This is a genomic window from Cupriavidus sp. H18C1, assembly GCF_049311595.1.
Taxonomy (GTDB): Bacteria; Pseudomonadota; Gammaproteobacteria; order Burkholderiales; family Burkholderiaceae; genus Cupriavidus; species Cupriavidus cauae.
This window is the reverse complement of the sequence record NZ_CP186008.1, coordinates 590,805-612,290: the sequence shown is the minus strand read 5'-3', so window position 1 is coordinate 612,290 and position 21,486 is coordinate 590,805. Positions and strand designations below refer to the sequence as shown.

The following is a 21,486-nucleotide window of genomic DNA, read 5'->3' as shown; positions in this document are numbered from 1 at the left end:
TGCGTACTTGTGTATGGGGAAGCGGTGATCCGGGGTGGCCTGTGTCGCCGGAACCGGGCGACGGCAAGGTCGGCAAGGATGGCATTGGGCCGGCAGGCGGGGACGGAATGCTGCGGATTGACGCGTGGTCCGGCTGCTTGTGGTCGGCTTTTCTGCTGGATCGCGATGGATCGGCGCGCGGTGTTTCGCTCGCACGCTGTCGCCTCGCTGTTTCCTTTTTGTGCCCGAGTTCTTAGAATCTCCGGCATTGTCCGGGACTCGACACCCACAGGCAAGCAATTTTTTGGAACGATCGTTCGTTTTTTAATATACTGCCTCCGTTTCCCACGCAACGGGGCGGCCATCGAACGCGCATGCCGGCGCCAGCCGCGGCGCGTTCCACTGCAGAGGTCCATATGGGTTTGTCGATCAATCTCGAAGGGAAGGTCGCGATGGTGACCGGTGCGTCGAGCGGACTGGGCATGCGCTTCGCGCAGGTCCTGTCGGCCGCCGGCGCCAAGGTGGTGCTGGCCTCGCGCCGCGCCGAACGGCTCAAGGAACTGCGCGCGGCGATCGAAGCCGACGGCGGCAGCGCGCATGTGGTGCGGCTCGACGTGACCGACCCCGACAGCATTCGCGCCGCGGTGGCGCATGCCGAGACCGAGGCGGGGGCGATCGACATCGTCGTCAACAACTCGGGCGTGTCGACCACGCAGCGGCTGACCGATGTCACCGCCGAGGACTTCGACTTCGTCTTCGACACCAACACCCGCGGCGCCTTCTTCGTGGCGCAGGAAGTGGCCAAGCGGATGATCGCGCGGTCCAAGGGCGCCGAGCGCAACGGCACGCCGCTGCCGCAGTCGCGCATCATCAATATCGCCTCGGTGGCGGGGCTGAAGGTGCTGTCGCAGATCGGCGTCTACTGCATGAGCAAGGCCGCGGTGGTCCATATGACCAAGGCGATGGCGCTCGAGTGGGCGCGCTACGGCATCAACGTCAATGCGATCTGCCCGGGCTATATCGACACCGACATCAATCACCATCATTGGGACACCGATGCCGGCCAGAAGCTGATCCAGCTGCTGCCGCGCAAGCGTCTGGGCAAGCCGGAAGACCTCGACGGCCTGTTGCTGCTGCTGGCCTCGGACCAGTCGCAGTTCATCAACGGCGCCGTGATCACCGCCGACGACGGTATGGTATAAAGCCAGCCGCGCGCGCCGCCGATATCGAATCATCCACGAGTCGGCGAGCGCGCCCACCGGCGTTCGCCTGTGCCCGACTCCCGCCAGAAGCGGGGCGGGCCCTTCAGCCCGGGGCTTATCCGGTCCCCCTCGGGCGCCACGGCCGACGCCTGGCCACCTGCATGCCGCTGCCAATCCCCTAGGGTATTGGAGGTGTCCGCCCATCGCCAGTGTGGGCATAATTCGCTGGTGCCGATTCCATAAGCCTTTAATTAGCTGCGCCCGATCGCTGGGACCACGCCCCGTGCACGAGGGAACGCCAGCGACAGCGTCGGCGACGACAAGGCATTCACAAAAGTACGCCGCCAAGGCGTCATGCAGCAGCTGCCGCGGTCCTGCAGGCCCGGCAGACCGGACCGGAGGCCGGGGAGATGGAGCAGCAAGAGCAGGCGCGGCGCGACGCCGCGCCACAGCACGCGGTCGATTCGGCCTTGATCACCGAACCCGTGGACCAGGCAGCGGATGCCGAATTCCGCATCAGCCCCCGCATCGAAGACTGGATCGGCATCGTCGTGATGATGCTGCTGGTGGTCATCACCTTCGCCAACGTCGCGGTGCGCTATCTGACCGATGAATCGTTCGCCTGGACCGAGGAATTCTCGGTCTTCCTGATGATCGTGCTGGCGCTGGTCGGCGGCAGCGCCGCGGTCGCGCGCGACCGGCATATCCGCATCGAATTCTTCTTCGAGCGCGGCAGCGCGGCACGCCAGCGCCGGCTGGCAGTGGTGTCGGCGGTCGCCGTCGCCATCATGTTCGTCGCGCTGGCGGTGCTCGGCGCGCGTATCACCTGGGACGAATACACCTACGGCGAGACTTCGCCGGGCATCGGCGTGCCCAGCTGGTGGTACTCGGTCTGGCTGCCGCTGCTGTCGGCCTGCATCGCGCTGCGTGCGCTGGCGCTGGCCGGCCGCAACCTGCGCGCGCTGAAGGCCCTGCATGCGCAGCGCGTGCAGGACGGCGGGGAGCGCCAGCCATGACGCTGATCGCCATCGTGCTGTTTGCCGTCTTCATCGTGCTGATGCTGCTCGGCGTGCCGATCGGCGTCGCGCTCGGCCTCGGCGGCCTGGCGGCGATCGGGCTGTCCAATCTCGACACGCAGATGTTCGGCCTGCTGGCGGTGCCGCAGAACTTCTACGCGGGCCTGGCCAAGTACCCGTTGCTGGCGATTCCGATGTTCGTGCTGGTCGGCTCGATCTTCGACCGCTCCGGCGTCGCGCAGCGGCTGGTCACGCTGGCGATCGCCGTGGTCGGACGCGGGCCCGGCATGCTGCCGCTGGTGGCGATCCTGGTGGCGATGTTTCTCGGCGGCATCTCCGGCTCGGGCCCGGCCAACGCGGCCGCGGTCGGCGGCGTGATGATCGCCGCGATGTCGCGCGCCGGCTATCCGGGCTCGTTCAGCGCGGCCGTGGTGGGCGCGGCCGCGGCCACCGACATCCTGATTCCGCCATCGGTCGCCTTCATCGTCTACAGCGTGCTGGTGCCCGGCGCCTCGGTGCCGGCGCTGTTCGCCGCGGGCATGATTCCCGGCGTGCTCGCCGGCATCGCGCTGATCGTGCCGGCGGTCTGGCTGGCGCGCAAGCACAGGATGGGCGCGGCGGAGGCCTCGCTGCCGCGGCCGCCGTTCTGGCGCAGCCTGCGCGAGGCGGCTTGGGGCCTGTTCGCGCCGGTGCTGATCCTGGGCGGCATGCGCGCGGGCTGGTTCACGCCGACCGAAGCCGCGGTGGTGGCGGTGGTCTACGGCCTGTTCGTCGGCATGGTGGTCTACCGTTCGATCGGCCTGCGCGACCTGTACGTGATCTTCCGCGAGGCCGCGGAAACCTCGTCGGTGATCCTGCTGGTGGTGGCGCTGGCCGGCATCTTCGCCTACGCGCTGTCGACGCTGGGCGTGATCGATCCGCTCGCGCAGGCGATCGCCAATTCGGGCGTCGGCGAATACGGCGTGCTGGCGCTGATCGTGCTGCTGCTGATCACGGTCGGCATGTTCCTTGACGGCATCTCGATCTTCCTGATCTTCGTGCCGCTGCTGCTGCCGATCGCCAATGCCTTCCAGTGGGACCCGGTGTGGTTCGGCGTGGTGCTGACGCTGAAGGTCGCGCTGGGCCAGTTCACGCCGCCGCTGGCGGTGAACCTGATGGTATCTTGCCGGATCGCCCGCGTGCGCATGGAGGAGACCGTGCCCTGGGTGGTGTGGATGCTGCTGGCGATGTTCGGCGCGATGCTGCTGGTGCTGGCGTTCCCGCCGCTGGCGACGTGGCTGCCGGCGAAGCTGGGCTATTGAGTATCGAGGTTCGCTGCCGGCCCCCGTATTTCTGCTTGATCTTCAGTCCATTCAGTCCAAATAACGATTCCCGAGAGGAGAACTGACTCATGAAACGCCGTGTCCTGATGCTGTCGATGGCCGCCACCATCGCCGCCGCCGCGCTCGCACCCGCCGGTGCGATGGCGCAGACCTACAAGTCCGAATACAAGATGTCGCTGGTGCTCGGCCCGGCCTTCCCGTGGGGCAAGGGCGGCGAGATCTGGGCCGACCTGGTCCGCCAGCGCACCAACGGCCGCATCAATATCAAGCTCTACCCGGGCACCTCGCTGGTGGCCGGCGACCAGACCCGCGAATTCTCGGCGATCCGCCAGGGCGTGATCGACATGGCGATCGGCTCGACCATCAACTGGTCGCCGCAGGTGCGCGAGCTGAACCTGTTCTCGCTGCCGTTCCTGATGCCCGACTACAAGGCGCTCGACGCGCTGACGCAGGGCGAGGTCGGCAAGCAGCTGTTCGCCACGCTGGAGAAGGCCGGCGTGGTGCCGCTGGCCTGGGGCGAGAACGGCTTCCGCGAGGTGTCGAACTCCAAGCGCGAGATCCGCAAGCCCGAGGACCTGAAGGGCCTGAAGCTGCGGGTCGTCGGCTCGCCGCTGTATATCGACACGTTCAACGCGCTGGGCGCCAATCCGACCCAGATGAGCTGGGCCGACGCGCAGCCGGCGATGGCCTCGGGCGCGGTCGATGGCCAGGAGAATCCGCAGTCCGTGTTCGCCGCCGCCAAGCTGTACACGGTCGGCCAGAAGTTCGTGACGACCTGGGGCTATGTCGCCGATCCGCTGATCTTCGTGGTCAACAAGCAGATCTGGGAAAGCTGGACGCCTGCCGATCGCGAGATCGTTCGGCAGGCCGCGATCGATGCCGGCAAGCAGGAAGTGGCGCTGGCCCGCAAGGGCCTGGCCGAGCCGGGCGCGCCGGCCTGGAAGGAGATGGAGGCGCACGGCGTCAAGGTCACGCACCTGAGCCCCGCCGAGCATGACGCCTTCCGCAAGGCGACGGCCAAGGTCTACGACAAGTGGAAGAAGCAGATCGGCGCCGATCTGGTCGGCAAGGCCGAGGCCGCCATCGCCAAGCGCTGATCCGGGCGTGAGCCGTTCCCGCGCCCCGCGCGCGGGAACGCCAGGCTGCCGTGGGCGACACGGCAACCCTGATCCACACTCCCGATCCACAATCCCGAACCACCGGCAACCCCGAACCACACGCGATGAAACACGTCTTCACGCTGCGCATGCCGATCCGCTGGGGCGACATGGACGCGATGGGCCACGTCAACAACACCGTCTATTTCCGCTACCTGGAGCAGGCGCGCATCTCGTGGTTCGAGTCGCTGGGCTGCAACGGGCGCGACGAGAACGGGCAGGGGCCGGTGATCGTCAACGCCCATATGAACTTCCGGCGCCAGCTGCGCTATCCGGGCGACATCGAATGCCGCGTCTACGCCGGCGAGCTGGGCCGCAGCAGCTTCGAGACGCGCACGGAGATCCGCCGCTGCGATGACGACGACACCAACGCCGACACCGTGTTCGCCGATGGCGGCGCCAAGGTGGTCTGGTGCGATTACGAGGCGGAGAAATCGGTGCCGCTGCCGGCGGCGATCCGGACGCTGCTGGAGAGCTGAGGGACCCGGCTACGGGGGGGGTTCTCCGATCCCGCTTGTGGGAGAGGGGAGCAACCTCAATGATTGACCAGCCGCTGCACCAGGTCCACCGCCGTATGCGCGCCGTATTTCTTCATCAGCCGCGCCCGGTAGATATCGACGGTGCGCGGGCTGATCGATAGCGACTTGCCGATCTGCTTGCTGGTCTTGCCCTCGACCAGCTGGGCCGCGATATCGCGCTCGCGCGCGGTCAGCTGCGCGGTCACCGGGCGCTTCTGCGACAGGTCCTCGAAGCTCCAGATGCCGGCTCCCAGCGGCTGCTGCCGGTCCAGCGCGCGGCCGGTGACGTGGCACCAGAACAATTCCCCCGTTGGCCCGCTTCATGATCCGTTCGTCGGAATAGAGCCCGCGCGCGTTCATGATCGGCACGATGCGCGCGCCGGTACGCTCGAACTCGTCGGCGGTCGGGTACAGTACCTGGAACGACTGGCCGATCAGCGCCTCCCGGGTCGTGCCGAAGATGCGGCAGACCTCGTCGTTGCAGTCCTCGATCCTGCGCTCGCGCGAGAGCACGAGGCCGACCGGCGCCAGCTGGAAGGCGGTCTGATAGTCGATGGCAGGCATTGTCCTTATGTATTTCTACGTACTGGCGTCCGCTGCGGGGCTTGCGTATCCTTTGGAGCGCTGTCGACGGCCGGCGCGCGGGTCCCGCCCGGCGCGGCCGTAGCGATTGTAACGTTACCCGCGAGCGGCGTCGCCGCCTCGTCCGGGAACATCATCGAGGAAGGAGAGACGATATGAACAAGGTCTACGCCAGCGCCGCCGAGGCGCTTGCCGGCGTGGTCCGCGATGGACAGACCATCGCGGTCGGCGGCTTCGGCCTGTGCGGCATCCCGGAAGCCCTGATCGCGGCGTTGCGCGACAGCGGCGCGAAAGGGCTGACCTGCATCTCGAACAATGCCGGCGTCGACGGCTTCGGCCTGGGCCTGCTGCTGGCCACGCGGCAGATCCGCAAGATGATCTCGTCCTATGTCGGCGAGAACAAGGAGTTCGAGCGCCAGTACCTGGCCGGCGAACTCGAGCTCGAATTCACGCCGCAGGGCACGCTGGCCGAGAAGCTGCGCGCCGGCGGCGCCGGCATCCCGGCGTTCTTCACCAAAACCGGCGTCGGCACCATCGTGGCCGAGGGCAAGGAGATCCGCGAATTCGACGGCGAGCAATACGTGATGGAGCGCTCCCTGACCGCCGATGTCGCGCTGGTCAAGGCCTACAAGGCCGACAAGGCCGGCAACCTGATCTACCGCCGCACCGCGCGCAACTTCAACCCGATGTGCGCGATGGCGGGCAAGGTCACCGTCGCCGAGGTCGAGCAGATCGTCGAGATCGGCGAACTCGATCCGGACGAGATCCACACCCCGGGCATCTTCGTGCAGCGCCTCGTGCTGAACGCCCATCCCGAGAAACGCATCGAGCAGCGCACCGTGCGTGCCGCGGCCTGACGATCAAGGAGACAGATCATGGCATGGACACGTGATGAAATGGCGGCGCGCGCCGCGCGCGAGCTGCAGGACGGCTTCTATGTGAACCTGGGCATCGGCCTGCCGACGCTGGTGGCCAACCATGTGCCGCCGGGCGTCGAGGTCTGGCTGCAGTCCGAGAACGGACTGCTGGGCATCGGCCCGTTCCCGACCGAGGAAGAGGTCGACGCCGACATGATCAATGCCGGCAAGCAGACCGTGACCACGCTGCCGGGCTCGTCGATCTTCTCGTCGGCGGACTCGTTCGCGATGATCCGCGGCGGCCATATCAACCTGGCCATCCTCGGCGCGATGCAGGTCAGCCAGAAGGGCGACCTGGCCAACTGGATGATCCCTGGCAAGATGGTCAAGGGCATGGGCGGCGCGATGGACCTGGTGGCCGGCGTCGGCCGCGTGGTGGTGCTGATGGAACATACCGCCAAGAAGAAGGACGGCAGCGAGGACCTGAAGATCCTGGAGGCTTGCACGCTGCCGCTGACGGGCGTGGGCGTGGTCGATCGCATCATCACCGACCTCGGCGTGATGGACGTCACGCCGGAAGGGCTGAAGCTGGTCGAGACCGCACCGGGCGTCAGCCGCGAGGAAATCCAGAGCAAGACCGGCGTGCCGCTGCTGTAAGGCAGGCGCCGCGCGCCGCGGCAGGAAGACAAGCCCCCGCCTTGAAGAAAGGCGGGGGCTTTTTCTTGTGCGCATCCTTGCCGCCGATGAAATGGGGCAGGAAGCGGCAGGGGATCGGCGGCTATTGCCTATTGGTGCGAGTGGGAGTGCGGGTGCGAGTGCGGGTGCGGGTGCGGGTGCGGGTGCGGGTGCGGGTGCGGGTGCGGGTGCGGGTGCGCCGCCGCCCGCGCCGGATAGCGCGCGAACACCGACGCGGCGCCATCGGCGCGCACCAGCAGCACCGAGTAGGGATCGACGCGCGGTCCCTGTTCCATGCCCGGCGAGCCGATCGGCATGCCGGGCACCGCGAGGCCGACGGCCCTGGGGTGGGCCGCCAGCAGCTTGCGGATCTGCTCGGCGGGCACATGGCCCTCTATCGCATAGCCTTCGACCATACCGGTGTGGCAGGAGCCGAAGCGCTCCGGCATGCCGAGGCGGGCGCGGTGCACGCCGGTGTCCTCGACGTCGTGCACCTTGACCGCGAAGCCATGCTCGCGCAGATGCGCGACCCAGCCATCGCAGCAACCGCACAGCGGGCTCTTGTAGACCTCGATCGGGTTCTTCGCCGCTGCCGCTTTCGTGGGGGGCGCGGCGGGCGTGGCGGCCCGGGCCAGCGGCGCCAGGCCGGCCGACAGCGCGGCGCCGCCGAGCAGGCCTTTCAGTACGTCTCTTCGCTTCATCGCTTGTCCGTGGGGCGCGCCATCACTGCGCGACCCAGCCTCCATCCATGTTCCAGATCGCGCCGCGCACCTGGCGCGCGGCATCGCTTGCCAGGAAGACCGCCAGCGCGCCCAGCTCGTCGGGCGTGACGAACTGCCCCGAGGGCTGCTTCTCCAGCACCAGCTCGCGCTTGGCCTGCTCGACGGGAATGCCCTCGCGCTCGGCGCGCGCTTCCACCTGCTTCTGCACCAGCGGCGTCAGCACCCAGCCCGGGCAGATCGCGTTGGCGGTGACGCCGGTCTGCGCGGTCTCGAGCGCGGTGACCTTGGTCAGCCCGACGATGCCGTGCTTGGCGGCGACATAGGCCGACTTCTGCGCCGAGGCGACCAGCCCGTGGGTCGAGGCGACGTTGATCACGCGACCCCAGTCCTTGCGCTTCATGCCGGGCAGCGCGAGCCGCGTGGTGTGGAAGGCCGAGGTCAGGTTGATGGCGATGATCGCGTCCCAGCGCTCGATCGGGAAGTCCTCGATGTTGGCCACATGCTGGATGCCGGCGTTATTGACCAGGATATCGACGCCGCCGAACTCGCTGTCGGCATAGCGCATCATGTCCTCGATCTCGTCGGCCTTGCTCATGTCCGCGCCGTGATAGCCCACCCGGATGCCGCTGCCGGCCTGCTCGATCTGGCGCCGGGCGCCGTCGGCATCGCCGAATCCGTTGACGATCAGATGCGCGCCCTGCGCGGCCAGCGCCTGGGCGATGCCCAGACCGATTCCGCTGGTCGAACCGGTCACCAGCGCCGTCTTGCCCTTCAGCATATGAGCCTCCGTGGAGAAATGGGGTGCAATGCGCCGTGCCGCCGCGGCACGGTCGTCGTTGCTGTCGCATTGTAGCGCTGGCGTACAATCGGGCTTTGCCCAGCCGGCGCCGCCTCGCGGTGTCATGCGCGACGCTCACGTGTCGCGGTTTTCGTTGAGCGCCATTGCCGCGCCTTATTCGCGTTTCTCGCGCAGGGAGTCAAGATGTCAGCCAGTCCGCGCCTCGGCTTCGTGCAGTGCATCAGCCCCGCTGGCCTGCACCGCATGGCGTACCACGAGTGGGGCGACCCTACCAATCCGCGCGTGCTGATGTGCGTGCACGGCCTGACCCGCACCGGCCGCGATTTCGACGAGATCGCGCGCGCGTTCAGCGGCGAATATCGCGTGGTCTGCCCGGATGTGGCCGGCCGCGGCCGTTCCGACTGGCTTGCCGATCCGCGCCGCTACATCGTGCCGCAGTACGTCTCCGACATGGTGACGCTGATCGCGCGCCTGAACGTCGAGCAGGTGGACTGGTTCGGCACCTCGATGGGCGGACTGATCGGCATGGGCCTGGCCGCGCTGCCGAAGAGCCCGGTGCGCAAGCTGCTGCTGAACGACGTCGGCCCGCGCATCGCCGCCTCGGCGCTGGAGCGGATCGGTTCCTACCTGGGGCTGCCGGTCCGCTTCAAGACCTTCGAGGAAGGCCTGGCGTATCTGCAGACCATCAGCGCCTCGTTCGGCCGCCATACGCCGGAGCAGTGGCGCGAATTGAATGGCGCGATCCTGAAGCCGGTGCAGGGCACGGAGGGCCTGGAGTGGGGCCTGCACTACGATCCGGCGCTGGCGGTGCCGTTCCGCGAGACCACGCCCGAGATGGCCGCGGCCGGCGAGGCCGCGATGTGGCGCATGTTCGAGTCGATCGCGGTGCCGGTGCTGGTGGTGCGCGGTGCGCAGTCGGACCTGCTGACGCGCGAGACCGTCGCGGAGATGGTGGCGCGCGGCAAGCAGGTGCGTTCGGTCGAGGTGCCGGACGTGGGCCATGCGCCGACCTTCGTCGATCCGGCGCAGATCGCGATTGCGCGCGAATTTTTTGTCGGCACGGCCGGGGCCTGATTCCCGCGCCGCGCCAATAACCCAGAGCAGCGCAGGCTGCATCCATACAACGAACGATGAGCACGACCGCATTGAAACGCGCCCATGTGGGCAAACGTCTTTCCGAATATGCCGTCTACAACGGCGTGGTCTATCTGGCCGGCCAGGTGCCCGAGGTCGATCCAGATGCCGATATCCGCGGCCAGACCCGCGAGGTGCTCGGCCATATCGACCGGCTGCTGGCCGAGGCCGGCAGCGACAAGACGCGCATCCTGTCGTGCCAGATCTTCCTGACCGATATCGCCGATATCGGCGCGATGAACGAGGTCTGGGACGAATGGGTGCCGCAGGGCAATACGCCGCCGCGCGCGACGGTCGAGGCCAAGCTGGCCAATCCGAAGTATCGGATCGAGGTGGTGGTCACCGCGGCGCTCAATTGAGCGTCGGGCGGCAAGGCGTATTGATTGGCGCATCGATTTGCGCATGGATTGGAATGGCGTGGCAGGGGCAGCAGGGGAAGTGGTGACATGGTGACGTCCACCGACGCGACCGGGCAGATCGCCGGCACGCCGGACGCGGGCCTGGTCGAGCAGGCGCTGGCGTATGCGCGCGAGCATGGCGAGGCGGTGGCGCTGCCCACCGGCGAGAGCGTGTTGTCGCATGCCGAGGGGATGCTGCGCATCCTCGACGGCCTGCGCATCGACGACGCCGCGCGCGCCGCGGCCTGCCTGTTCCCGGTGGCGGCCTTCGTGCCGGAAACCGAGGGCGAGATCGCGGAGCGCTTCGGCGACGAGGTCGCGCGCCTGGTCAAGGACGTGCGCCAGCTGCTGCGCATCGGCGCGATCGCCGTCAATCGCGGCGACACCGTCGAAGCGCCGTCCTCGCGCAACGAGGCGCAGGCGCGCCACGAGCAGGTCGAGGCGCTGCGCAAGATGCTGCTGGCCTTCGCGCAGGACATCCGCGTGGTGCTGGTGCGCCTGGCCTCGCGGCTGCAGACGCTGCGCTGGCTCGCGCAGACCAAGAACGCGCCGCTGCCCGGCGTGGCGCGCGAAACGCTGGACATCTACGCGCCGCTGGCCAACCGGCTCGGCATCTGGCAGATGAAGTGGGAGCTGGAGGACCTGGCCTTCCGCTTCGAACAGCCGGACACCTACAAGCGCATCGCGCGGCTGCTCGACGAAAAGCGCATCGAGCGCGAGGGCTATATCTCGCAGGCCATCGAACGGCTGCAGCGCGAGCTGGCCGCGGCCGGCATCCGCGCCGAGGTCAGCGGCCGGCCCAAGCACATCTACAGCATCTGGAAGAAGATGCGCGGCAAGGATCTCGACTTCGCCGATCTGTACGATGTGCGCGCCTTCCGCGTGATCGTCGACGACATCAAGGACTGCTATACCGTGCTCGGCATCGTCCATCACGTCTGGCAGCCGATTCCGCGCGAGTTCGACGACTACATCTCCCGTCCCAAGGCCAACGGCTACAAGTCGCTGCACACGGTGGTGATCGGCGACGACGGGCGCGCCTTCGAGGTGCAGATCCGCACCCACGAGATGCACCACTTCGCCGAGTACGGCGTGGCCGCGCACTGGCGCTACAAGGAGGCGGGCGGCAAGGGCTACAGCGGGCAGTTCGCCGCCAACGAAAGCTACGACGAGAAGATCGCCTGGCTGCGGCAGCTGCTGGCGTGGAAGGACGATGCCGACCACACGGTGGCGCACGACGAGTCGCCGTGGGAGCAGCTCAAGCACGCGGCGATCGACGACCACATCTACGTGCTGACGCCGCAGGCGCGCGTGGTGGCGCTGCCGCAGGGCGCGACGCCGGTCGACTTCGCCTACTACCTGCATACCGACCTCGGCCATCGCTGCCGCGGCGCGCGCGTCGACGGCGCGATGGTGCCGCTGAACACGCCGCTGAAGAACGGGCAGACGGTCGAGATCGTCGCGGTCAAGCAGGGCGGGCCGTCGCGCGACTGGCTGAACGCGGATCTCGGCTACCTGGCCAGCTCGCGGGCGCGCGCCAAGGTGCGCGCCTGGTTCAACGCGCTCGATTCGCAGGAAACGATCGCGCAGGGCCGCGTGCTGATCGACAAGACGCTGCAGCGCGAGGGCAAGACCGCGGTCAACCTGGACGTGCTGGCGACGCGGCTGGGCTTCAAGACGCCGGACGAGCTGTACGCGGCGGTGGCCAAGGAGGAGTTCAGCCTGCGCCACGTCGAACAGGCGCTGCGCCATCCGGAAGGCGAGGCCGCGCCGCAGGTCAGCGAGGAGGAGGCGGTCACCAAGAAGAGCCGCGCCACCAGCGTCGCGCGCGGCGCCAAGAGCGGCGTGCTGGTGGTCGGCGTCGATTCGCTGATGACGCAGATGTCGCGCTGCTGCAAGCCGGCGCCGCCCGACGACATCGTCGGCTTCGTCACGCGCGGACGCGGCGTGTCGATCCACCGGCGCCAGTGCCACACCTTCCAGCAGCTGGCGGCGCGCGCGCCCGAGCGCATCATCCAGACCGAATGGGGCAAGAAGAGCGACGCGGTCTATCCGGTCACGATCCACGTCGAGGCGATCGACCGCCAGGGGCTGCTGCGCGATATCTCCGAGGTGCTGTCGCGCGAGAAGATCAACGTCACCGGGGTCAAGACGCTCAGCAGCAAGGGCGTCGCGCGGATGCAGTTCACCGCCGAGGTGGCGGAGGCCACGCAGCTGCAGCGCGCGCTTGGGTTGATCGAAGAGGTGTCCGGGGTGTTGCAGGCTCAAAGAAAGTGATGCTATACTTGCGGCTTCGCTAGGCTCGTAGCTCAGCTGGTTAGAGCACCACCTTGACATGGTGGGGGTCGTTGGTTCGAGTCCAATCGAGCCTACCAACGAATTGCAGTACCGAAGACAGCAGTACCCAAGACATTTCACCGAAGGACATCCAGACGCCATGGTTATGACACCGCGAACTACTACCGCTGACAAGCGACAGTAGGTCGAGGTGCGTCTTCGTCCCAGGTCGCCCGGAACATCGGGTCGATCGATTGGGTGAAATTATGAAAAACGCGGCCTTGGCCGCGTTTTTTTCGCCTGTCGCCTGCCAGCACCCTGATAAGCTGCCGGTCGCCCGGTCCCGTGCGGGGCGGCCAGTCGAGAAATATTCATCCGTCCGAGGCAACGATCCTTGCCGGCGGATTCCCTGTAAGAGGTCCAAGATGATCGCAATCACGCTGCCGGATGGCTCCCGCCGCGAGTTCCCCGAACCCGTCACGGTCGCCCAGGTCGCGCAGAGCATCGGCGCCGGCCTGGCCAAGGCCGCGCTGGCCGGCAAGGTCGACGGCAACCTGGTCGATACCAGCTATCTGATCGACCGCGACGTCTCGCTGGCCATCGTCACGGACAAGGATCCGGAGGGCGTCGACGTCATTCGCCACTCCACGGCCCACCTGCTGGCCTACGCGGTCAAGTCGCTCTATCCCGACGCGCAGGTCACGATCGGCCCGGTGATCGAGAACGGCTTCTACTACGACTTCGCCTACAAGCGCCCCTTCACGCCGGAGGACCTGGCCGCCATCGAGAAGAAGATGGCCGAGCTGGCGAAGAAGGACGAGAAGGTGTCGCGCGAGGTGTGGGATCGCGACGAGGCGGTCAAGTTGTTCGAGTCGATGGGCGAGAAGTACAAGGCCGAGATCATCGCGTCGATTCCCGCCGGCGAGGAAATCGGCCTGTATCGCGAGGGCGAGTTCGTCGACCTGTGCCGCGGCCCGCACGTGCCGTCCACGGGCAAGCTCAAGGTCTTCAAGCTGATGAAGGTGGCCGGCGCCTACTGGCGCGGCGACGCCAACAACGAGATGCTGCAGCGGATCTACGGCACGGCCTGGGCCCGCAAGGAAGACCAGGACGCCTACCTGCACATGCTGGAGGAGGCCGAGAAGCGCGACCATCGCAAGCTGGGCAAGCTGCTGGACCTGTTCCATCTGCAGGAAGAGGCGCCCGGCATGGTGTTCTGGCATCCGAAGGGCTGGCAGATCTGGCAGGCGGTCGAGCAGTACATGCGCGGCCGGCTGACGGAGGCCGGCTACAGCGAAGTGCGCACGCCGCAGGTGATGGACCGTTCGCTGTGGGAGAAGTCCGGCCACTGGCAGAACTACAAGGAAAACATGTTCGTCACGGAGTCGGAGAAGCGCGACTACGCGATCAAGCCGATGAACTGCCCGGGCCACGTGCAGATCTTCAACCATGGCCTGCGCTCGTACCGCGACCTGCCGCTGCGGCTGGCCGAGTTCGGCTCCTGCCACCGCAACGAGCCGTCCGGCGCGCTGCACGGGCTGATGCGCGTGCGCGGCTTCGTGCAGGACGATGCCCATATCTTCTGCACGGAAGAGCAGATCGTCGCCGAGGCCAAGGCCTTCAACGACCTGGCGTTCTCGGTCTACGACGACTTCGGCTTCAAGGACGTGGCCGTCAAGCTGTCGCTGCGCCCGGAGCAGCGCGCCGGGTCCGACGAGGTGTGGGATCACGCCGAGGAAGGGCTGCGCATGGCCCTGCGCGCCTGCGGTGTGCAGTGGGAGGAACTGCCGGGCGAGGGCGCTTTCTACGGTCCGAAGGTCGAGTACCACATCAAGGACGCGATCGGCCGCTCCTGGCAGTGCGGCACGCTGCAGCTCGATCTGGTACTGCCCGAGCGCCTGGGTGCCGAGTTCGTCTCCGAGGACAACTCGCGCAAGCGGCCGGTGATGCTGCACCGGGCCATCCTGGGCTCGTTCGAGCGCTTCCTGGGCATCCTGCTGGAAAACCACGCCGGCGCGCTGCCGGCCTGGCTGGCCCCGGATCAGGTCGTGGTGATGAATATTGCAGATTCGCAGGCGGAATATGCGGAAAACGTCGTGCAACTGCTGCAAAAACAAGGGTTTAGGGCCAAGGCGGATTTGCGTAACGAGAAAATTACGTATAAAATCCGCGAGCACTCGCTGCAGAAGGTGCCGTACCTGATCGTGGTCGGCGACAAGGAGCGGGATGCCAATCAAGTGGCCGTGCGTGCCCGTGGCAACGTGGATCTGGGTGTGATGCCCGTCTCCGCGTTCGTGGAGCGTCTGAACAACGACGTCGCCACCAAAGCCTGATGGGAGCACGGCTTGTTTTTTTCTTCTTGAGGTAACGGAACATCGCTACGGACAAAGGTCATCGCATCAACCGCGAAATCAGCGCGCCCGAAGTGCGCCTGGTAGGGGTTGATAACGAACAGCTGGGCATCGTCAAATTCATGGACGCACTGCGGCTGGCAGAAGACAAGGACTTGGATCTGGTGGAGATCGCGCCCAACGCGGCTCCGCCCGTGGTTCGCATCATGGACTACGGCAAGTTCAAGTACGAGGAAGCCAAGCGCGCCCACGAGGCCAAGCTGAAGCAGAAGATCATCCAGGTCAAGGAAGTCAAATTCCGCCCTGGCACGGATGACGGCGACTACAACGTCAAGCTGCGCAATCTGAAGCGATTCCTGGAAGAAGGCGACAAGACCAAGATCACGTTGCGTTTCCGTGGTCGCGAGATGGCCCACCAGGAAATCGGCGCGCGCATGCTGGAGCGGCTCAAGAGCGATCTGGAGGAGTTCGGCCAGGTCGAGCAGATGCCGAAGATGGAAGGCCGCCAGATGGTCATGGTGCTGGCTCCCAAGAAGAAAAAGTAAGCCAGGGTTTTGCGTGGCGTGCGGGCGCCGGTTGTGCGCCCGGACGACGCGCGAACACAGCGCGGGCCGCTCGCGGCGCCGTGCAAAACAAGTGGATGCGGGTCTTGCAAGCGTCGGCGTCAGCCGTCCACCTGCATGCATGTCATAGAGCTGGAGTTTTTCATGCCGAAGATGAAGACCAAGAAAAGCGCTTCCAAGCGCTTTACTGCGCGTCCGAACGGTTCGTTCAAGCGTGGCCAGGCCTTCAAGCGTCACATCCTGACGAAGAAGACCACCAAGAACAAGCGTCAACTGCGTGGCACTCAGGACGTCCATGAGACGAACCTGAAGTCCGTTCGCGCGATGATGCCCTACGCCTAACCCCTGACGAAAACGAAAGGAGAGTTTCATGCCTCGAGTCAAACGTGGGGTCACCGCACGGGCCCGCCACAAGAAAGTCATCGACGCTGCCAAGGGTTACCGCGGCCGTCGCAATAATGTCTATCGCATCGCCAAGCAGGCGGTCATGCGTGCTGGCCAGTACGCATACCGCGATCGTCGCAACAAGAAGCGCGTGTTCCGCGCCCTCTGGATTGCACGTATCAACGCGGCGACGCGTGAGCATGGCATGACCTACAGCGTGTTCATGAACGGTCTGAAGAAGGCCTCGATTGAGCTGGACCGCAAGGTGCTGTCGGACATGGCGATTCACGACAAGCCTGCCTTTGCCGCCATCGTCAACCAGGTGAAAGCCGCCGTTGCCTGATGCCGGTTCCGGTCGCGCAAGCGACCGGGCGCATGCACCGACCGCAAGGTCGAAAGCGGCCTCCGCCAAGGGGCCGCCGAAACGGGGCTCCTAATCGAGTCCCGTTTTTTTTGCCGGTCCTGCCGTGTGCGGGACCGGGAGCCATACACCATTCATCGCCGACCACCGCCATGTCACTGGATCCGGACCAAATCGTCGCCGACGCGCAGGCCGCCTTCGCCGCCGCCAACGACAACGCCACGCTGGAAAACGAGAAAGCGCGCTTTCTCGGCAAGACCGGCGCGCTGACCGAGCTGCTCAAGGGCCTCGGCAAACTGGACCCGGAAGCCCGCAAGGAGCAGGGCGCCCGCATCAACCAGGCCAAGCAGCAGGTCGAGGCCGCGCTGCAGGCGCGCCGCCAGGCGCTGGCCGACGCGCTGATGAACGCCCGGCTGGCGGCCGAGGCGATCGATGTCACGCTGCCCGGACGCGCGGTCGCGCGCGGCAGCCTGCATCCGGTCATGCGGACCTGGGAGCGCGTCGAGCAGATCTTCGGCTCGATCGGCTTCGATGTTGCCGACGGTCCGGAGATCGAGACCGACTGGATGAATTTCACGGCATTGAACAACCCGGACAATCACCCGGCGCGTTCGATGCAGGACACGTTCTACGTCGACGGCCGCGACAGCGACGACAAGCTGCTGCTGTTGCGCACGCATACCAGCCCGATGCAGGTCCGCTATGCGCGCATGCACGTCGAGAAGTACCGGGGCAAGGCGATGCCGCCGATCAAGGTGATCTGCCCCGGGCGTACCTATCGCGTCGACAGCGACGCGACCCATTCGCCGATGTTCAACCAGGTCGAGGGCCTGTGGATCGGGGAGAACGTCAGCTTTGCCGACCTGAAGGGCGTCTATACCGATTTCCTGCGCAAGTTCTTCGAGCGCGACGATATCCAGGTGCGCTTCCGTCCGTCGTACTTCCCCTTCACCGAGCCGTCGGCCGAGATCGACATGGCGTTCGAGGAGGGCAAGAACGCGGGCCGCTGGCTGGAGATCTCCGGCTCGGGCCAGGTGCACCCGAACGTCATGCGCAACATGGGACTGGACCCCGAGCGCTATATCGGCTTCGCATTCGGCTCGGGGCTGGAGCGGCTGACGATGCTGCGCTATGGCATCAATGACCTGCGCCTGTTCTTCGAAGGCGACGTGCGTTTCCTGCGCCAGTTTGCGTGAAAGGCATCGGGCGCGTGTGTTTTCCGCGCCTTGCCTGCCTCCCCGAACGGCCGTAGCGTCATCGTCGAACCCTGGCGGCGCCATGCCGCCGCCCACAGCATACCCACCGGATCAGTAGCGCCATGCAATTCTCGGAATCCTGGCTTCGTACCTTCGTCAATCCCGACAATCTGACCACCGACGCACTTTCGCACCGCCTGACCATGGCCGGGCTGGAAGTCGAGGAGGTCGGGCCGGTCGCGCCGCCGTTCGACAAGATCGTGGTCGCCCGCGTGCTGGCCACCGAGCGCCATCCGAACGCCGATCGCCTCAACGTCTGCCAGGTCGATGCCGGCACCGGCGAGACCCTGCAGATCGTCTGCGGCGCGCCCAACGTCAAGCCGGGCATCCTGGTGCCGTGCGCGCTGGTGGGCGCGGTGCTGCCGCCGACAGAAGCGGGCGGCAAGCCGTTCGAGATCAAGGTCGGCAAGCTGCGTGGCGTCGAGAGCTACGGCATGCTGTGCTCGGCGCGCGAGCTCAAGCTGTCGGAGGACCATGAAGGGCTGCTGATCCTGCCCGAGGACGCGCCGGTCGGCGAGAACATCCGCCGCTACCTGGACCTCGACGATCAGGTCTTCGTGATCAAGCTGACGCCGAACAAGGCCGACTGCCTGTCGATCCACGGGGTCGCGCGCGAAGTCGCCGCGCTGACCGGCGCGCCGCTGACGCTGCCGGCGATGGAGCCGGTGGCGGTCACGATCGACGACCGTCTGCCGGTGAAGATTTCCGCGCCGGATCTGTGCGGCCGATTCAGCGGCCGCGTGATCCGCGGCGTCAATGCCCGCGCCGCGACGCCGGCGTGGATGGTGCAGCGGCTCGAGCGCGCCGGCCAGCGCAGCATCTCGGCGCTGGTCGACATCTCGAACTACGTGATGCTCGAGCTGGGCCGTCCCTCGCACGTGTTCGATCTGGACAAGATCCACGGCGGGCTCGACGTGCGCTGGGGCCGCAAGGGCGAGCAGCTGAAGCTGCTGAACGGCAATACCGTCGAGGTCGACGAGACCGTCGGCGTGATCGCCGACGACAAGGAAATCGAGAGCCTGGCCGGCATCATGGGCGGCGACAGCACCGCCGTGACGCTGGACACGACCAATATCTACCTGGAGGCTGCCTTCTGGTGGCCGCAGGCGATCCAGGGCCGCGCGCGCCGCTACAACTTCTCGACCGATGCCGCGCATCGCTTCGAGCGCGGCGTCGACTATGCGACCACCGTCGAGCATATCGAGCGCATTACCGCGCTGATCCTGCAGATCTGCGGGGGCCAGGCCGGCCCGGTCGACGATCAGGCGGTCAATCTGCCGCAGCGTCCGCCGGTGCGGCTGCGCGTCGCGCGCGCCGAGCGCGTGCTCGGCATCGCGCTGAACCCCGCCGAGATCGCCGACGTGTTCCAGCGCCTGGGCCTGCCGTTCACGCAGGGTGAGGGCGCCGAAGGCACCGTGTTCGAGGTCACGCCGCCGAGCTATCGCTTCGATCTGGAAATCGAAGAGGACCTGATCGAGGAAGTCGCCCGCATCTACGGCTTCGAGCGCATTCCGGCGCGGCCGCCGGTGGCCGAGAGCGAGATGCGTCCGACCGGCGAGGCGCGCCGTTCGACCCATGCGGTTCGCCATGCCGTCGCCGCCCGCGACTATCAGGAGGTGATCAACTTCGCCTTCGTCGAGGAGAAGTGGGAGCGGGATTTCGCCGCGAACGACAATCCGATCCGCCTGCTGAACCCGATCGCCAGCCAGCTCGCCGTGATGCGCTCGACGCTGATCGGCGGACTGCTCGACAAGGTCCGCTACAACCTCAATCGCAAGGCCGCGCGTGTGCGCCTGTTCGAGGTCGGCCGCGTGTTCCTGCGCAATGCCGGCACCGCCGATGGCGGCCTGACCGTCGCCGGCTACGATCAGCCGATGCGCGTGGCGGGCATCGCCTACGGCCCCGCCTTTGAGGAGCAGTGGGGCGTGCCGACGCGACCGGTCGACTTCTTCGACATCAAGGGCGATGTCGAGGCGCTGCTGCATCCGCGCCAGGCCCGCTTCGAGCCGGTCTCGCATCCCGCGCTGCATCCGGGCCGTGCCGCCAGCGTGCTGCTCGAGGGCAAGCCGATCGGCGTCATCGGCGAATTGCATCCGCAGTGGCTGCAAGGCGTATGAGCTGAGCAATGCGCCGGTGCTGTTCGAACTGGACCTGGATGCCGTGCGGGACATCGGTCTGCCGGGCTACACCGAGATCTCGAAATTCCCCGCCGCCGTGCGCGACCTGGCGCTGGTGGTCAAGCAGACCGTGCGCGTGCAGGACCTGACCGATGCGATGCGCGCCGCGCTCGACAAGCAGGGCTTCGGCCGCTATCTGCAGAGCCTGGCGCTGTTCGACGAATTCCGCCCGAAGGCCGCTTCGGCGGCCATTGGCGCGGACGAGAAAAGCCTTGCCTTCCGCTTGACCTTGCAAGATACTGGGGCGACCCTCCAGGACGAGACCGTCGACAGCGCCGTGCGCTGCATGGTCGAAGCCGCCACCGCCGCCTTCGGCGCCCGGCTGCGCGGCTAGCCACAGCCCGAACCCTGAATGGGCCGCCCGGGCACCCGCATCCGGGCGGCAGACTGACGAGATGAACGACCAACACGCGACTCTGATGACCGCAGCAGCATTGGGCGAAGCTGGCGACCGGCACGCGGCTACGCAGGCGGACGAAACGCCGGAACCGCGCGTCACCGAGGTGCCGACCCTGACCAAGGCCGAACTTGCCGAGATGCTGTTCGACCAGGTCGGTCTCAACAAGCGTGAATCGAAGGACATGGTCGAAGCCTTCTTCGACGTGATCCGCGAAGCGTTGGAGCAGGGCGACAGCGTCAAGCTGTCCGGCTTCGGCAACTTCCAGTTGCGCGACAAGCCGCAACGCCCCGGCCGCAATCCGAAGACCGGCGAAATCATCCCGATCACCGCCCGCCGCGTGGTGACCTTCCACGCCAGCCAGAAGCTCAAGAGCCTGGTGGAGGAACGCGCCGGCCTGGCGCCAGCGACTGATTGACCTGACTTACCGCCCTGGCTGACTGACCGTCGATAGCCATCCCGCGCGGTCCATTGCCGCTGCCGCGGCCAGTCTGTATGCTGCTGCTGCGCGCCGAGTCGGCGCGCCATCCCACTCCAACCACCGCCGGCCCGGCCTGAAACCCGTCCGTCCACTGCATGTCGGATAAATCGAGCGAGCGCATCACGTTGCCGCCCATTCCCGCCAAGCGCTATTTCACCATCGGTGAAGTGAGCGAACTGTGCGCCGTCAAGCCGCACGTGCTGCGCTATTGGGAACAGGAATTCACGCAACTCAAGCCCGTCAAGCGGCGCGGCAACCGGCGCTACTACCAGCACCACGAGGTGCTGCTGATCCGCCGCATCCGCGAGCTGCTGTACGAGCAGGGCTTCACCATCAACGGCGCGCGCAACCGGCTCGACGAAGGGCGCCATCACGCCGAACCGGCCATGCCGGAAGAAGCCGCGCCGCTGCCTCCCGCGAGCACGGGCATCGCCCCTTCGGCGTCGGTACTGACCGTGGACGTTCCCGCCTTGCGCAGCGAACTGATCGAGGTCCAGCACGTGCTCGCCCAACTGAAGCAGATCGCCGCCAAGGAGTAAAAAATGCGCTCCACCGCCTATTCATTTTGGCGTGGCTTCTGATATACTCTTGTGCTTTCGGGGCGTAGCGCAGCCTGGTAGCGTACCTGCATGGGGTGCAGGTGGTCGGAGGTTCAAATCCTCTCGCCCCGACCAAATTGAAGCCCGCATAATCGATTGGTTATGCGGGCTTTTGCTTTGTGCGCGGTAGCGCGATTAAGGTAAGTTATTGGATAACATCCAATATCAGGCGTTGGCAACCGCAAAACGGGGAAGAGCACCGGAGCCCGGTGGACTGGTCGACCACGCCTGAAGATTGCCGCGGTGCTCAAGTGCACGAAGGTATTGCGGGCTTTCCGC

18 protein-coding genes, 2 tRNA genes and 3 pseudogenes are annotated in these 21,486 nt (G+C 66.5%); 20 read left to right on the top strand and 3 right to left on the bottom strand.

Translation table 11 applies throughout. The features are described from left to right. Positions 1-395 precede the first annotated feature (395 nt). The 5 genes from OJJOAM_RS02845 to OJJOAM_RS02825 all read left to right on the top strand — a co-directional run bounded on the left by OJJOAM_RS02845 (position 396) and on the right by OJJOAM_RS02825 (position 5,155). Positions 396-1,181: an SDR family oxidoreductase gene (locus OJJOAM_RS02845; RefSeq protein WP_006578585.1), complete on the top strand. Its 786-nt coding sequence runs from the start codon at positions 396-398 to the stop codon at positions 1,179-1,181. Positions 1,182-1,591: 410 nt separating this feature from the next. Continuing rightward, a complete protein-coding gene (locus tag OJJOAM_RS02840; protein ID WP_422648804.1) occupies positions 1,592-2,197 on the top strand; it encodes a TRAP transporter small permease in 606 nt (201 codons plus the stop codon). Next, positions 2,194-3,498, top strand: coding sequence for a TRAP transporter large permease (locus tag OJJOAM_RS02835; protein WP_422648803.1), 1,305 nt, complete (start codon positions 2,194-2,196; stop codon positions 3,496-3,498). The genes OJJOAM_RS02840 and OJJOAM_RS02835 overlap by 4 nt, the downstream gene beginning before the upstream one ends. 89 nt (positions 3,499-3,587) lie before the next feature. Next, positions 3,588-4,616: a DctP family TRAP transporter solute-binding subunit gene (locus tag OJJOAM_RS02830; RefSeq protein WP_149319241.1), complete on the top strand. Its 1,029-nt coding sequence runs from the start codon at positions 3,588-3,590 to the stop codon at positions 4,614-4,616. 125 nt (positions 4,617-4,741) lie between these two features. Then, a complete protein-coding gene (locus OJJOAM_RS02825; protein WP_422648802.1) occupies positions 4,742-5,155 on the top strand; it encodes an acyl-CoA thioesterase in 414 nt (137 codons plus the stop codon). 56 nt (positions 5,156-5,211) lie between these two features. On the opposite strand, the pseudogene OJJOAM_RS02820 reads toward OJJOAM_RS02825, so the two are convergent. Further along, positions 5,212-5,758: pseudogene (locus OJJOAM_RS02820) on the bottom strand (LuxR C-terminal-related transcriptional regulator). 173 nt (positions 5,759-5,931) lie between these two features. Here OJJOAM_RS02820 and OJJOAM_RS02815 point away from each other — a divergent pair. Then, entirely contained in the window at positions 5,932-6,633 is a 702-nt protein-coding gene (locus tag OJJOAM_RS02815; RefSeq protein WP_149319239.1) for a CoA transferase subunit A, read from the top strand. A gap of 18 nt (positions 6,634-6,651) precedes the next feature. After that, a complete protein-coding gene (locus tag OJJOAM_RS02810) occupies positions 6,652-7,290 on the top strand; it encodes a CoA transferase subunit B (protein WP_149319238.1) in 639 nt (212 codons plus the stop codon). Between the two features lie 221 nt (positions 7,291-7,511). Here the strand turns inward: OJJOAM_RS02810 and OJJOAM_RS02805 are convergent. After that, a pseudogene (locus OJJOAM_RS02805) lies at positions 7,512-8,009 on the bottom strand (DUF411 domain-containing protein); the annotation flags it as partial. 22 nt (positions 8,010-8,031) lie between these two features. After that, on the bottom strand, positions 8,032-8,808 hold the full coding sequence (locus OJJOAM_RS02800) for a 3-hydroxybutyrate dehydrogenase (RefSeq protein WP_149319234.1): 777 nt from the start codon (positions 8,806-8,808) through the stop codon (positions 8,032-8,034). A 204-nt stretch (positions 8,809-9,012) separates the two neighbouring features. On the opposite strand from OJJOAM_RS02800, the gene OJJOAM_RS02795 reads away from it, so the two are divergent. From OJJOAM_RS02795 to OJJOAM_RS02735, 13 genes and pseudogenes are all read left to right on the top strand, one after another. Continuing rightward, the gene (locus OJJOAM_RS02795) at positions 9,013-9,903 is read left to right on the top strand and encodes an alpha/beta fold hydrolase (protein ID WP_422648801.1); all 891 of its coding nucleotides are present in this window, start codon (positions 9,013-9,015) and stop codon (positions 9,901-9,903) included. Positions 9,904-9,959: 56 nt separating this feature from the next. Continuing rightward, the gene (locus tag OJJOAM_RS02790; RefSeq protein ID WP_422648800.1) at positions 9,960-10,322 is read left to right on the top strand and encodes a RidA family protein; all 363 of its coding nucleotides are present in this window, start codon (positions 9,960-9,962) and stop codon (positions 10,320-10,322) included. 87 nt (positions 10,323-10,409) lie between these two features. Then, a complete protein-coding gene (locus OJJOAM_RS02785) occupies positions 10,410-12,638 on the top strand; it encodes a RelA/SpoT family protein (RefSeq protein WP_422648799.1) in 2,229 nt (742 codons plus the stop codon). A 21-nt stretch (positions 12,639-12,659) separates the two neighbouring features. Further along, positions 12,660-12,736: transfer RNA gene (locus OJJOAM_RS02780), tRNA-Val, on the top strand. Positions 12,737-13,063: 327 nt separating this feature from the next. Further along, positions 13,064-14,971: a threonine--tRNA ligase gene (gene thrS, locus OJJOAM_RS02775; RefSeq protein ID WP_422648798.1), complete on the top strand. Its 1,908-nt coding sequence runs from the start codon at positions 13,064-13,066 to the stop codon at positions 14,969-14,971. A gap of 41 nt (positions 14,972-15,012) precedes the next feature. After that, positions 15,013-15,534, top strand: coding sequence for a translation initiation factor IF-3 (gene infC / locus OJJOAM_RS02770; protein WP_149319229.1), 522 nt, complete (start codon positions 15,013-15,015; stop codon positions 15,532-15,534). A 162-nt stretch (positions 15,535-15,696) separates the two neighbouring features. Beyond that, the gene (gene rpmI, locus OJJOAM_RS02765; protein WP_006575466.1) at positions 15,697-15,894 is read left to right on the top strand and encodes a 50S ribosomal protein L35; all 198 of its coding nucleotides are present in this window, start codon (positions 15,697-15,699) and stop codon (positions 15,892-15,894) included. A 28-nt stretch (positions 15,895-15,922) separates the two neighbouring features. After that, the gene (gene rplT / locus OJJOAM_RS02760; RefSeq protein ID WP_006575465.1) at positions 15,923-16,279 is read left to right on the top strand and encodes a 50S ribosomal protein L20; all 357 of its coding nucleotides are present in this window, start codon (positions 15,923-15,925) and stop codon (positions 16,277-16,279) included. Between the two features lie 176 nt (positions 16,280-16,455). Beyond that, positions 16,456-17,493, top strand: a complete 1,038-nt coding sequence (pheS, locus tag OJJOAM_RS02755) for a phenylalanine--tRNA ligase subunit alpha (RefSeq protein ID WP_190286290.1) — start codon at positions 16,456-16,458, stop codon at positions 17,491-17,493. Positions 17,494-17,615: 122 nt separating this feature from the next. Beyond that, positions 17,616-20,064, top strand: a pseudogene (gene pheT, locus OJJOAM_RS02750) (phenylalanine--tRNA ligase subunit beta). 61 nt (positions 20,065-20,125) lie between these two features. Further along, positions 20,126-20,545, top strand: coding sequence for an integration host factor subunit alpha (locus OJJOAM_RS02745; protein ID WP_422648797.1), 420 nt, complete (start codon positions 20,126-20,128; stop codon positions 20,543-20,545). A 158-nt stretch (positions 20,546-20,703) separates the two neighbouring features. Next, entirely contained in the window at positions 20,704-21,147 is a 444-nt protein-coding gene (locus OJJOAM_RS02740) for a MerR family transcriptional regulator (protein WP_422648796.1), read from the top strand. A gap of 58 nt (positions 21,148-21,205) precedes the next feature. Then, positions 21,206-21,282 (top strand) — tRNA-Pro (locus OJJOAM_RS02735). Positions 21,283-21,486 lie beyond the last annotated feature (204 nt).

Coding starts and splice junctions, on each gene's coding strand:
- OJJOAM_RS02845 (WP_006578585.1), top strand. CDS start 396: ATGGGTTTGTCGATCAATCTCGAAGGGAAGGTCGCGATGGTGACCGGT.
- OJJOAM_RS02840 (WP_422648804.1), top strand. CDS start 1,592: ATGGAGCAGCAAGAGCAGGCGCGGCGCGACGCCGCGCCACAGCACGCG.
- OJJOAM_RS02835 (WP_422648803.1), top strand. CDS start 2,194: ATGACGCTGATCGCCATCGTGCTGTTTGCCGTCTTCATCGTGCTGATG.
- OJJOAM_RS02830 (WP_149319241.1), top strand. CDS start 3,588: ATGAAACGCCGTGTCCTGATGCTGTCGATGGCCGCCACCATCGCCGCC.
- OJJOAM_RS02825 (WP_422648802.1), top strand. CDS start 4,742: ATGAAACACGTCTTCACGCTGCGCATGCCGATCCGCTGGGGCGACATG.
- OJJOAM_RS02815 (WP_149319239.1), top strand. CDS start 5,932: ATGAACAAGGTCTACGCCAGCGCCGCCGAGGCGCTTGCCGGCGTGGTC.
- OJJOAM_RS02810 (WP_149319238.1), top strand. CDS start 6,652: ATGGCATGGACACGTGATGAAATGGCGGCGCGCGCCGCGCGCGAGCTG.
- OJJOAM_RS02800 (WP_149319234.1), bottom strand. CDS start 8,808: ATGCTGAAGGGCAAGACGGCGCTGGTGACCGGTTCGACCAGCGGAATC.
- OJJOAM_RS02795 (WP_422648801.1), top strand. CDS start 9,013: ATGTCAGCCAGTCCGCGCCTCGGCTTCGTGCAGTGCATCAGCCCCGCT.
- OJJOAM_RS02790 (WP_422648800.1), top strand. CDS start 9,960: ATGAGCACGACCGCATTGAAACGCGCCCATGTGGGCAAACGTCTTTCC.
- OJJOAM_RS02785 (WP_422648799.1), top strand. CDS start 10,410: ATGGTGACGTCCACCGACGCGACCGGGCAGATCGCCGGCACGCCGGAC.
- thrS (WP_422648798.1), top strand. CDS start 13,064: ATGATCGCAATCACGCTGCCGGATGGCTCCCGCCGCGAGTTCCCCGAA.
- rpmI (WP_006575466.1), top strand. CDS start 15,697: ATGCCGAAGATGAAGACCAAGAAAAGCGCTTCCAAGCGCTTTACTGCG.
- rplT (WP_006575465.1), top strand. CDS start 15,923: ATGCCTCGAGTCAAACGTGGGGTCACCGCACGGGCCCGCCACAAGAAA.
- OJJOAM_RS02745 (WP_422648797.1), top strand. CDS start 20,126: ATGAACGACCAACACGCGACTCTGATGACCGCAGCAGCATTGGGCGAA.
- OJJOAM_RS02740 (WP_422648796.1), top strand. CDS start 20,704: ATGTCGGATAAATCGAGCGAGCGCATCACGTTGCCGCCCATTCCCGCC.